We start from the raw sequence: 12,004 nt of genomic DNA on the forward strand, positions 1-12,004 counted from the left end.
TCTATGGCAGGCTTAAAACGAATTATTCTTATCGACACGCATCTACCGGGTGTCGTTGAACTCAAGCTTGATGGACACACAAATATTTGTGGTACCAATGCGTCAGGTAAAACAACGCTTCAACGACTTATTCCCGTGTTTTATGGCGAATATCCAAGCCGTGTTGTACCTGCGACAAGAGACAGCTTCGAGCGCTGGTACCTGCCTCGCCTTTCTAGTTTTATTATTTACGAATACGCCCGTGCAGACGGAGATTTATGCCAAGCGGTGTTAAGTTCAAATGGCACCGGAGTGAACTATCGTCTCATCGGTAAGCCCTTTGAAATCAGTGACTATCTGATTGAACAAAAGAGCGGCAAACACGCCAGTGTCAGTAGTGCTGAGCTAGCGCGTGCGATGAAGCGCAACAACGTTATGGTAACGAGTTTACTCAACACCAAAGACTTCCGCGCAATTATCCAAAATGACCATGGCGTGCTAAATCAAAGTAATACTGCACGAGAAGTACTCGGCTACGCCAAGCTGTTTAGTTTGTGCGAGTCATCTAAGCACATGCGTCATATCGAAAAACTCGCTAAAGCGGTGCATTCTAAAGAAGGCAAGATGGAAACGATCAAAGCAATGATCGCAGCCATATTAGAAGAAGACGGCGTAACCCCGCCAACGTCAGGTCTAAGTCGCAATCGTGTAGATGACTGGATTAAAGAGTGCCACCTTATTAAGCAGTTCGATAAAATAAGGCCAGAGTTTTCCAGGCTTGAGCAAGCGGACATGGCGCTTAGTAGCACCGAACTACAGCTGGCAACCCTGAAACATACTTTTGAATTGGATAAGACTTACCTGTCAGCTCGCGTGGAAACCACGAAAAACGAGCTTGATGAAAATAACTTTCAGCGCAAGCAAACCGACAGCGAGTGGGGCGATAACCGGGATCACCTCAATCAAGTCATATCTTCTGCACGTGCTGACGTGGAAAAGTATACGATTGAGCTTGAAAATGTTGAAGGCGAATTTGATAAGTGGCAAGAAGAAGACATTGAGCAACTCAAAGAAGATGTGGGTAATTTACCTCAGTGGTATAGCAAAAAAGAGCTGAGTGTAAGTCGTTACGCACTACTTACAGAAAAGCATCAAGATATAGAATCAGCATACAATAAGCGATTGGCCGAACTCGGTGAATCGCTATCAGCCACGCTCGATGAACTCTCTCTTGCTAGGCAAGAAGCTGCAGAGCATAAGTCTTCGCAACAGCAAAGTGAGCGTGAGGCATTGGCAAACATTCGCGATGACTACAGCGAACAATTAAACAGGCTAAATAGTGAGTATCTAAACAACGTTAATGAGCTCAAAGTACATGAAGCAGAGTTAAAAGCGTCATTGAGTAACGCAGGGTATAACGAGTTTGAGCAATCTCAGCTTGATATTTTAGATGCTGCGATAAAAGAAGCGTCGATTAATGAAGACACCGCTCGAGCAGAACTTCGACAGTCGCAGCAGGTTCATTCTAAAGCGTGTGAGGAACGTAAAACCTGTTCACAAGCATTAGATAAAGCCCGGACATCTTTTCAACAGGAAGAGAAGTCGGTTAATAAAATCAACGGTTTGCTGTATCCAGGTGAAGGCTCTTTACTTGAGTATCTAAGAGCTAATGTGGACGATTGGGAAATTTCATTAGGCAAAGTAATTCGCCCTGAACTATTGGACCGCACTGACTTGGCTCCCGCTATGGAGGAGCAGGTTGATACATTCATGGGAATGAAATTAGCCTTACATGAGCTAGATACGCCGGATTATGCCTCCACCGAGCAAGCGTTAAAGCAGCAACTTAAAGATGCTGAAATTCGCCAGACAGCTTCACTGGCTGCACAAAATGAATGTGAGCAACGATTGGCCAAGGCCAATGAGGATGTGCGCAATACTGAGCTATCACTTACGCAAAAAGACAATGTAGTTAAAAGTGCTGAAGCTAGCCGTAAGCGTGCACAACAAGACAGAGATACGGTGCTTAGCGAGTATCAGCAAGCCTTATCAGAGAGAAAGCAAAAGGCGAAAGCAAAACTTGACGCCAATCAACAAAGCCAGAAGCAAGCTAAAGCTCAGTTTGAAGAAAGCCGGGATGAAATTAACGATCAGCAAAGAGAAGCTGAGACGGAACATAAGTTTCATTGGCAACAGCTTATTTCAGATACAGATGCTCGATTATCTCAACTAGACAGCGACATGCGGAAGGCGAGAGAGAGCGCGGCTCAAGACCGTAAAGATATGCAGTACTGGTTGGAAAGTGAACTGAGCAATCGCGGCGTAGATGTAGACGAAATTGGCCAGCTTAAAAAGCTGATTAATCAGTTAAAAGACGATATTGCGCGTACAGAAACTCACCGTCACAAAGTCTCAGACTACGAGCGCTGGTATACCAATGTGTTCACCAAGCAAAAAGTGGTGTGGCAAGAAGGGTTGTCTAAAGCACGTAAAGCGCTTGGCGAGTCTGAACGCAGCCTCGCGAGCAAGCAAAGTGCGTACAAAACAAAAAGAGAGCAGCTTAAAGAGCAGCACACACAGCTAGAAAGCACGCTTAAAACCACCACCGAGCACCTAGAGCAAGTTAAAAACTTGAGCAAGTCGTTGGCTAAGCTCACGCTGCAAGCTAGCGACGATACTGCTGAGATTAAGCACGACGAAGTGAGTATTGGCCAGCGCATATCAGAAGTGCAAAGTCAGCTGCAAGAGCGTGACAATCTACTTAGTGATATTCGCGCTTATGTAGAACGATTTGACCAGCTTATTGCGGCGCAGGCCGGCACAGGGCTCTCTGACACGTGGGAACGCGCAAGAGAAGAGTGCGCCACGATTAACGCGCATGGCGTGAAAAGTTTTGATCATCGACGCATGGTGTCTCATCTATCGCAGCTACTTAACGTTATCGTGCCTCAAAAGCTGCAAGGGCTCAGAGAGCAGGGCCGGATCTTTGGCGCCGATTTATCTCAGTACTACTTTGTGTTGGCAGATATCGATAAGCGCATCGTGTCTCAAAGTCGTCGAATTACCCAAGAAGTGGATGGAGAGCTGTTCCTCGATGGCGTGTCAGACTCCGCCGTTAAAATCCGTTCTCGTATCAGTGAACTTGAATTCTGGCCAGAGCTTGAGCAATTCAGAAAGCATTATGAATTCTGGATGGAAGAAGGGGCAAATGAACTGCCTGAAGAAGAGTATGGCCAAAGCATGCGCAGGGTTCTTGATATTTTAGGGCGAGCCGCACTGTCTGGCGGTATCAGCAAATTACTCGATATTGAGCTGCATTTGCGGGAAGGAAATAGCGACCTAGTTATTCGCACCGACCGCCAGCTTAATGAGTCGTCCAGTCACGGAATGGCTTACCTTATTTTATGTAAGTTCTTATTGGCATTTACTCGTTTATTGCGTCAAGACGCGGGTGCAACCGTACATTGGCCAATCGATGAGCTGGGCACGCTGCACCAAAGCAACGTGAAAAAGATATTTGATGCGTGTCAGAACAACAATATCAGTGTAGTGGGCGCATTCCCTAATCCAGAGTCAGAAGTACTCACGCTATTTGAGAACCGATACCTTATCGATAAAGTGACACGCCAGTTACAAGTGGTTCAACCAAAAGCGAGCAGCATAGCCGCGCGTATAAAAGCCAAAAAGCACAGTGATGCAGTAACACAGGAGCCGTCGTTATGATGACAGAACAAGGACGCGTGTTAAGCGCTTTGTTGCAAGGGGCCTTTATTTGCCAAGTTACCGACGAGGAAGCATGGCGATTTCTTAAAAGTCGAGACAACGCGGCAAAGTTAGAGCCGCATTTATCGCTGCTCAATCGCACTCTTTCTACGACAGCAGAAGGCGAAGTGTTTTTTGCCAGCTATTCCACTATTGGTGAGCAAGAGCGCAAAGTGCTTACGCAGCAGTTCCAAGATACGGCGTCTAATTTAGTGCCTCTTATCGAGTGGTTGTTATTAGTTCAGCAGGCCAATGAATCTGATATGCCCATTACTATGGGCAGCGCTATTCGACTTAACGAATTGCAAGGTAGCATTGAAGATACGCCCGCCTACGGCGAGCAATTAGAGAAGATATCTCGTTACCGAATGTTTGGCTCTACCAGCGTTAACGTGGACGGCCAGCTTAAGCAGGTGTTTAAGCGCCTCACTGAGCTAGGCTATTTAATTAAGCCAAACCCAGATAAGCAAATTTATTTGGGAACCGGCAAGATTGAACACCTTTATGAAACTTTACGCTTTATTGATGAAACTGAAGCATTGAGCCTGTCTGAGCAAGCGGAGGCTGCGGTATCTCAAGGTAACCTGATATGAGCCAGGTATTACTTCAAGCCGGAACTAAGTTGCTTAATGCACTAGGTCGCCACAGCGACCTTATTATGAAAGCGTATATTAACGGTTCTGTAAAAGAGCGTGATCACAGCAGCAAAGTACTTGAGCAACTCGTCCAGCTTGGCGTGCTGTGGCGTCCAGAAGCGCAAAGTGAACTGCGATTGAAAAGTGCTGTACGCACTCTTTTAGAGGGCAGTTTACAAGACGAGAGAAACCGTACGATAAATGCCAACGTTGGGGCATCACTCGCGAGTTTAAAAACGCTGACTGAACACTATAAAGAAGCACTCCATTACAATAAATTCAACGAAGCTGCCGCGCACATGAGCGACCTGACAGAGCACGTTTATCAGCTGTCGGAAACGCTGAGTAATAGTGTAAGGGTAATGTTTAGTCGAATTAATAATGAGTTTGGCTACGTGTCTTCTGTAGACGCGAAAATTCGAGAGAATGAGTTAGCACAACAACAAGTTACCGACTTACTTGCGCAACTTGAATGTTTCCGATTTGATGAGTTGAGTGAGATTGCTGGCTCAAATCGTGAGCTCAGGCATTTGCTGGTGGTATCGCTACAGCAGCGATTTTCGAAAGCAGCCCAAGAACTCTCGGTTGTGCAGGCACGACTTCTTGATTTACTGGGCCGATTTAGAGAATTTCAAGGCCGAACCCGGCTTCTTAAAGGCTTTCTGTTGCATATGGAGCAGCAGCCCGATTTCGCTCCAGGCAATTACGCAAACCTGACCAACGTTCCGGTGTTATTCAATCACAGTGCTGCCACAATTTCGCAGGCGGCCGCTGACGTAAACAACGTGGAGCATGAGAGTGATTACCATGACATGGTGGCAACGCTTACGCATATCCACAAAAAACGCGGAACGCAAGATGACGGTAAGCCCGCCGATATTGATGTTACCGAACAAGCTACCCTATCTCTTGAGAAAGAGCCTTTGCAAAAAGCCGTTGAAGCTTATTTTTGTGACGTTATTGACTCTGGGCAAGCAAAGACAGCCTTAGATTATTACGAGCAGCAGCAGCTCGAGTTCGACCCTGAAGTATGGCTTTACCAAGTGATTGGTGGTTATCAGGCGTTAGATGATGAAGAGAAGCAGTTTTTTGCTTTAGAGCCTCACGGCATGAACGATAAGATTTACACCGGTAATTTTTATATTAGTGATATCACATTAGGCTTGCGCTAAACCCTAAAAATATTTGATGGCAAGCGCTTGATATTACTCAGTGGCGTCTCTATTTTAAAAAAATATTTACAAAAAGTTCACGTAGTGAGCTATATAATTTAAGTAGACGTAATCATGCTGTCATCACAGTGTTGTAGCTTTATTCACAGTGATAGCAGCGCTTACGTTGACTTGGTCAGTGTGACCAAGTGATGTTCTAAATTATATTTCTACAGGATGTAGAATCGTTGTGGTGCTGGTGCGTACAGTACGAAGAGGAAGATGTTATGCAATTATCAGAGCAACAAAGTTTTAACCAAGCCCTTATCCAACTTTCTGTTTTGCTCTATCAAGTAGATGGTGTGGTGACATTATCAGAGCAAGATTACCTCAGTGACATTGTGGATTCACTTTCTTGGGAGAGCCCAATTTGTCCAGAAGCTTTTCTCAATGACACGATATATCAAACTCGTAAAGCCATAGATACGGGAGACGCAGTCTCTTATATGCGCAGTTTAAAAAATGCGCTTTCCTTTGACGCTGATAAAACTCTTGAGGTGGCAATGGCCATAACAGGTGTTGATGGCGAGCGAAGTGAAGCTGAAACCGAGCTTCTCTCACTGCTTACGCACAAAGTGCTCGCAAAAGCCCTTGTCTCGGGTAATGAGACTGTTCAGTAGAAGTAAAACTATGCATAAATCGTATCGCTGTGTATTAAAGGCACAGCGGTACAACAACTCCTTCTTTTGTGGTGCTTATGCCTCAACGTGTTAGCGAAATGAAAATAGGGCATAGCCTATCAGCATTGGTTCTGTTTGTGCTGCTTACGAGCTGCCACTCCTTTGACGAGGCTAAAATTGACCCCAGCTTTAATGCCAGTGACCAACCGTTCCCCATCAAGGTTGCTCCTTTTGATAATTATAAAGAGCAAGTCTTTAACTATTTGAGCGCCAATCGCAGCTTTGTTGGAACAGATAAAGGCGCTGAAATTGCGATGAATATGCCGTTTGAGTGCGGCACTTCAGTTAATGATAAAGGCCTGTTTCTCGTACATGGTTTAGGCGACTCGCCGTATTTTTTTAGAGAGCTAGCCGCCACCCTATGTGAAAAAGGGGTGAGAGTGCGCGTGATGCTATTACCTGGGCATGGTTCAAAACCTGGCGACATGCTTTCGGTAAGTTACGCGCAATGGCAAGCAGAAACTGATTTTCAGCTTGAGCAGTTTGCCTCTACGGTTGAGCAGCTTTATGTGGGTGGATTTTCAACAGGGGCTAACCTCACCACTATTAGCGCCTTTGATAGAAATGATATTAATGGGATGATTCACTTTTCCCCAGCGTTTAAATCTCGTTTTTTCGTATCTAAACTAGCTCCTTATATTGATACGCTTTACCCTTGGCCGAATGTAGTGAAGGAAGACAATCCAAGTCGCTACAATTCTACCGCCATGCCAGGGTTCGCTGCCTATCAAGAAAGCGTAAACGCACTTGCGCGCCGATTTGATGGCCGCGATGGGGAAACAACATCATTAGACGTCCCCGTATTAATGGTTGTGGCAGAAAAAGACAGTGTTGTAGATACACAACATGTTGGCCAACGCTTTAAAGAAAACTTTACCAATGATAGAAAGTGTCTACTTTGGCAGGGCGAGGAAGCCCCAGACGTTTTTGTCGATAATCCATCGATGTCCGGGCAGCTGCTTATGCAGTCTATGCGTCTGCCAGAGAAGCGTATAAGCGCTGCTTCACATATGAGTTCGTTGTTTTCAGATAGAAACTCGCTGTACGGCACGCAAAGCACATTTAGAATTTGTGATAACGGCCAAGGGAGTGAATCAGAAGCGCTCTGTAAAGAAGGTAAAGAAGGCAAAAAAGGTAAAGACGTATGGTATGGACCTTGGGGTTATGAAGATGACGATGCCAACCGTGTTTACGCTAGGCTTACCTACAACCCTTACTTTGATGCGATGATAGATAGCATAGTGGCATTTACCAGCGACGTGTCTGCTGGCGATTTTTGCAGCCTTTAGTACTCAGTGCTAGCACACGGTAGCTAGAATATACGTTAATGTATTAGTAGGTGTATTAGCTAATGTATCCGCTAACATAGCGGTGAATATATAGGCCAGTGGGTCAGCCGATATTCGCTTAAGTAAAACCTATGAATGCAAAAAGGCCGTTCTTCAAGAACGGCCTTTCAATTAGCTAAGCTTTATTTGCTGTTTTTACGCTATTGGCACTTACGTATGTGGCTGAGCTTCCTCTAATTCCCTTTCAAGCTGGTCACTGGCATCAGCTCTCGGCTTAGTAAATCGGGCTAGAGCAAGATACAGCACAGGAGTGAGGTATAGCGTGAAAACAACCGCAATACCTAGGCCGCCAAATACCACCCAGCCAATAGCATTTCGTGCTTCCGCACCAGCGCCAGTGGACAAGATTAACGGTAGTCCGCCTAGAATGGTAGATACCAGCGTCATCATAATAGGTCTTAAACGTACCGTGCCTGCTTCCACAATAGCATCGTAAACAGAATACCCTTTATCCCGAAGCTGGTCGGCAAACTCAATAAGTAAGATGGCGTTTTTCGCCAAAAGGCCAATGAGCATGACTAGGCCAATCTGTGAGTAAACGTTTATTGACGTGCTGGTTAAGAACAATGCATAAACCGCCGCTGCAATACCAAAGGGAACGGTAAGCATAACCACTACTGCACTGTTAACACTCTCAAACTGTGCAGCTAATACCAGTAGCACAATAACAAATGCCAGAACGTAGGTAAGCGCAACTTGCTTAGATGTTTCTTCAAAGGTTTGAGCTTCACCTAAAAAGATAAGGCCAATACCGTCTGGTAATGCATTTTGAGAAATAGCTCGTATTTCTTCAACCACATCACTCAGTGCTTTATCTTCCGGCAGTTCAACTTCAAGCTCAATGGCTCTGCGTTGGGCCTGACGCTCCAATTCCGCTGCCACACCTTCTTCACTTATGTAGGCTACGCTCGATAGCGGAACTAGGTTGCCATCAGTACTTTTCACGTAAAGGTTAGTCAGATCTGAAGGCGCCATTGTATTTCTATTGCTGGTTTGAAGCATAATAGGAATAGATTGGTCGCCTACGTTCAAATCGGCAATGTCATCGCCATTTACCGCGGCGCGTAGTGCACTAGAAATATCATTTAACGGCACGCCAAGCTCTTCAGCACGTCGTCTGTCGATATTCACACGTAGTTGTGGCTGAGTAGGGTCATAGCTCACCCGTGGACGGCCTAAATAGGGTAGTTTAGTTTCTATTTCAGTGGCAAAAGCCTGGGCTGCCTGATAAATATTTTCATAGGTATCACCGGTTAGCGCCATTTCCAAACCGCCGCCTTGTCCGCGAAGATTCAAACTATTGCCACCAAATGCGTTTCCAGGTGCGCCAGGAATAGCCTGCAGGCCTGGGCGAATCTCATTGACCACATCTTGTAGCGACATATCGCGGTCGTCCCAATGCTTCAGGGGCGCGGTAATAAAGACGATATTCGGATCCCATTGCCCAACCACGGTATACATAGAATCTATTGTGCCTTTTTCCACATAAGGAAGGAGCATCTCTTCCATCTTCTCGGCTTGTCTATCCATAAAGTTAAGTCCGGCACCGTCAGGTCCACGAGCAAAAATACGGATAGTTCCACGATCTTCACTAGGCAGTAGCTCATTATCGATATTACCCGATAATATATAGGCGCCACCGCCGGCTGCTAGACTTAATACACCCACAACCCAACCATATTTCAGCGCTTTTAATAGCGATGATTGATACAGCGAAAGACACGCGTTACCAAATCGGCCAAAGGTGGCGTTAAAAAAGCTTTTGCCGTTTTCCTTAGGCTTTTTGACTGCAAGACGGGCAGTAAGCGCAGGCACCAATGAAAGGGCAACGAACGACGAAATAATAACGGCACCTGCTAATACACCGCCAAACTCTCTAAAGAGTTTACCTGCTGTTGATGGCAAAAATGCAATGGGAATAAACACAGATGCTAGCACTGCGGTTGTTGCCACTACTGCAAAAAACACTTCTCGCGTACCAATTACCGCGGCTGCTCTTGCGCCAAGGCCCATGCTGCGACGGCGCTGAATATTCTCTGACACGACAATAGCATCATCAACAATCATACCGGTAGCAAGTACAAGTGCCAGCAAGGTCAAAATATTAATGGAAAAGCCCATTACCCAAATGATGGCAAGTGCCCCAGCTAATGATACTGGTATCGATAGGGCGGGGACGAGCGTTGCGCGCCACGAGCCAATAAAGACAAGTAACGTAACAATAACCAGCGCTACGGTGAGGCTTAGCGACACTATCACTTCTTTCACCGAGTCTCGGATAAATTCGGCATCGTCAGCCGTAACTACAATGTCCATATCGGTAAAGCGCTTGTCTAAATCACTCACCATTTCAAGCACTTCATCAGAAATTTCAATGGTGTTAGAGCTGGCTTGACGAATAACTCCCAAGCCAATAACCGGCATGCCGTCTAATCGCACCATACTGGTTGAATCTGCTGGGCCAAAATATACGCTTGCTACATCGTTAACCCGAATGTCGCCCGATATAACGATATCGCCCACATCCTGCGCTGATACTGATGTTGCGTCAGCTCGAACAATAAGAGCCTGTTCTGATGATTGAATACTGCCAGCAGGTACGTCAAACGGAGCTAAAACAAGCGCGTCGGACACGTCTCTCATCGACAGTCCAAAGCTGGTTAATCGCAGTGGATCGACAGACACTCGGAGTACCCGTTCTCGTTCTCCACGCATATTGACATCAGCAACCCCTGGAATACTCAAAAATAAGGGGGCGACATCGGTATTTACGCGTTCGGTGAGTGTTTCCATATCAAGGGTTTTACTCGATATGGCCAAGCTCACAACAGCTTGAGCGTCGTTGTCAGCGCGAATAATGGCAACTTGCTCAACATCTTCGGGAAGCTGTCGTTGTACGCGACTTACTGACTCACGGGTTTCGTTAGCTGCATCTTCCAAGTTAACACCAGGACGAAACTCAACACGAATACGGGCCGAGTTTTCTTCGCTTTGCGCTGAAATATTTTTTACACCACTTACCCGCGCTACCGCACCTTCAAGGCGGCTGGTTACTTCTGCGTCTACCGTTTCAGGTGATGCACCAGGAAATGTTGCCGTTACTGTTACTCGCGGCGTATCTACATCGGGAAGTTCGCGAACCTCAAGACCGCTTAACGCTGCAAATCCAGCAATAGCGATAAGCAAATTTAAAACAACAATAAGTACTGGACGTCTTATCGCTAGCGATGGAAGGTCGTTTGCCTGTGAAGACAGTTGTTTATCACTCACCGGCTGGTCCCCCAGCTATTTCGGTAGTGATAGATTGGCCAGTTCTCAAGCGCTGTACACCTTCAGCAATGAGTGTGTCACCATTAGTGATATCACCCGATACCAAAATGATGCCACGAAGGCGTTGATGAACACTTACGTCTAATTTTTGTGCTTTGCCATCTACCGCAAGCCAAATGTAAGCACCAGTGGCACCCCATAATAAAGCTGATTCTGGAACTGCGGCAAATCGGTCGCCCTCAATGGAAAGATTTACTCGAAAACTCATGCCTGGTCTGAATTGGTCGGATGAATTGTCCAAAAGAGCTCGTGCTCGTAGTGTTCTGTCGGTTTCATTGATACGCGAATCTACCTGCGCAATCTCTGCTTTCACGCTTTTTTCTTTATCACTCCACGGCTCCAAGGTAACCTGCGGACCGTCTAGCAATACTGCTAGGGCTGCTTCAGGGGCCTTAAAGTTAACAAACAGTTTGCTACGATTGTCCAGCGTGGTGATCATCGTCTGCTCATTAATACGGTCGCCCACTTCCACGTCAGTAAAGCCAACGACACCATCAAAAGGCGCTACAATTCGACGGTCTTCTAAATCTGTTTTAGCATCTTCGAGGGCTACTTGGGCCAAGTCACGCTGTGTCTTGGCAAGGTCAAGTTCGTTAACCGGAATTGCACCTTTTTTGTAACTCGATGCGAGACGTTCGACGGTACGCTGGGCGTCATCTAGGGTAAGTTCAGCGCGCTTTACTGCGGTTTTTTGTCTGCGGTCGTCAAGGCGAACAAGTACTTTACCTTCCTCCACATTTTGACCAGGCACAAAGTTAATCTCAGTAACCTCGTCGGCTACAGCGGAATAAAGCACGATAGACTGCACTGCTTCAGCGCTACCTACCGCCTCAACCTTGCGAGTCTCGTTCATGAATTCGATAGGTTTTGTTACAACCAACTTGGCTTGTCGGTCACCCATGTATTGACCGTGTGCGAACGGCATAAACAAAAATAAAGAAAAAAGACCAATCCATGTCTTCATTGTGCGAACCACTGACTTGTTCATTTTGTAACCCATTAGTTATAAGTTTTTTGTCTATTAATTAGACTTTTGGCTAGTACAGATTCATACCGTA

At 46.0% G+C, this 12,004-nt stretch carries 7 protein-coding genes; 5 read left to right on the plus strand and 2 right to left on the minus strand.

Annotation, left to right across the window (positions count from 1 at the left end):
* Positions 1-3: 3 nt before the first annotated feature.
* From O9X84_RS02105 to O9X84_RS02125, 5 genes are all read left to right on the plus strand, one after another.
* Complete coding sequence (locus O9X84_RS02105) at positions 4-3,702, plus strand: ATP-binding protein (RefSeq protein ID WP_269517875.1); 3,699 nt, start codon at positions 4-6, stop codon at positions 3,700-3,702.
* Positions 3,699-4,334, plus strand: a complete 636-nt coding sequence (locus O9X84_RS02110; protein ID WP_269517876.1) for a hypothetical protein — start codon at positions 3,699-3,701, stop codon at positions 4,332-4,334. Before O9X84_RS02105 ends, O9X84_RS02110 begins: the two co-directional genes overlap by 4 nt.
* Positions 4,331-5,548, plus strand: a complete 1,218-nt coding sequence (locus tag O9X84_RS02115; protein ID WP_269517877.1) for a phosphoenolpyruvate carboxylase — start codon at positions 4,331-4,333, stop codon at positions 5,546-5,548. The genes O9X84_RS02110 and O9X84_RS02115 overlap by 4 nt, the downstream gene beginning before the upstream one ends.
* A gap of 266 nt (positions 5,549-5,814) precedes the next feature.
* Complete coding sequence (locus O9X84_RS02120) at positions 5,815-6,207, plus strand: TerB family tellurite resistance protein (protein ID WP_269517878.1); 393 nt, start codon at positions 5,815-5,817, stop codon at positions 6,205-6,207.
* Positions 6,208-6,284: 77 nt separating this feature from the next.
* Positions 6,285-7,556 carry an alpha/beta hydrolase gene (locus O9X84_RS02125; RefSeq protein WP_269517880.1) on the plus strand — a complete coding sequence of 424 codons (1,272 nt, stop codon included), beginning with the start codon at positions 6,285-6,287 and terminating at the stop codon, positions 7,554-7,556.
* A 210-nt stretch (positions 7,557-7,766) separates the two neighbouring features.
* On the opposite strand, the gene O9X84_RS02130 is transcribed toward O9X84_RS02125, so the two are convergent.
* Together O9X84_RS02130 and O9X84_RS02135 are read right to left on the minus strand one after the other, a co-directional pair.
* The gene (locus O9X84_RS02130) at positions 7,767-10,886 is read right to left on the minus strand and encodes an efflux RND transporter permease subunit (protein WP_269517881.1); all 3,120 of its coding nucleotides are present in this window, start codon (positions 10,884-10,886) and stop codon (positions 7,767-7,769) included.
* Entirely contained in the window at positions 10,879-11,934 is a 1,056-nt protein-coding gene (locus O9X84_RS02135; RefSeq protein WP_269517882.1) for an efflux RND transporter periplasmic adaptor subunit, read from the minus strand. Before O9X84_RS02135 ends, O9X84_RS02130 begins: the two co-directional genes overlap by 8 nt.
* Between the last annotated feature and the right edge of the window lie 70 nt (positions 11,935-12,004).

Origin of the sequence: Alteromonas sp. BMJM2, assembly GCF_027257845.1 — a bacterium.
Taxonomy (GTDB): domain Bacteria; phylum Pseudomonadota; class Gammaproteobacteria; order Enterobacterales; family Alteromonadaceae; genus Alteromonas.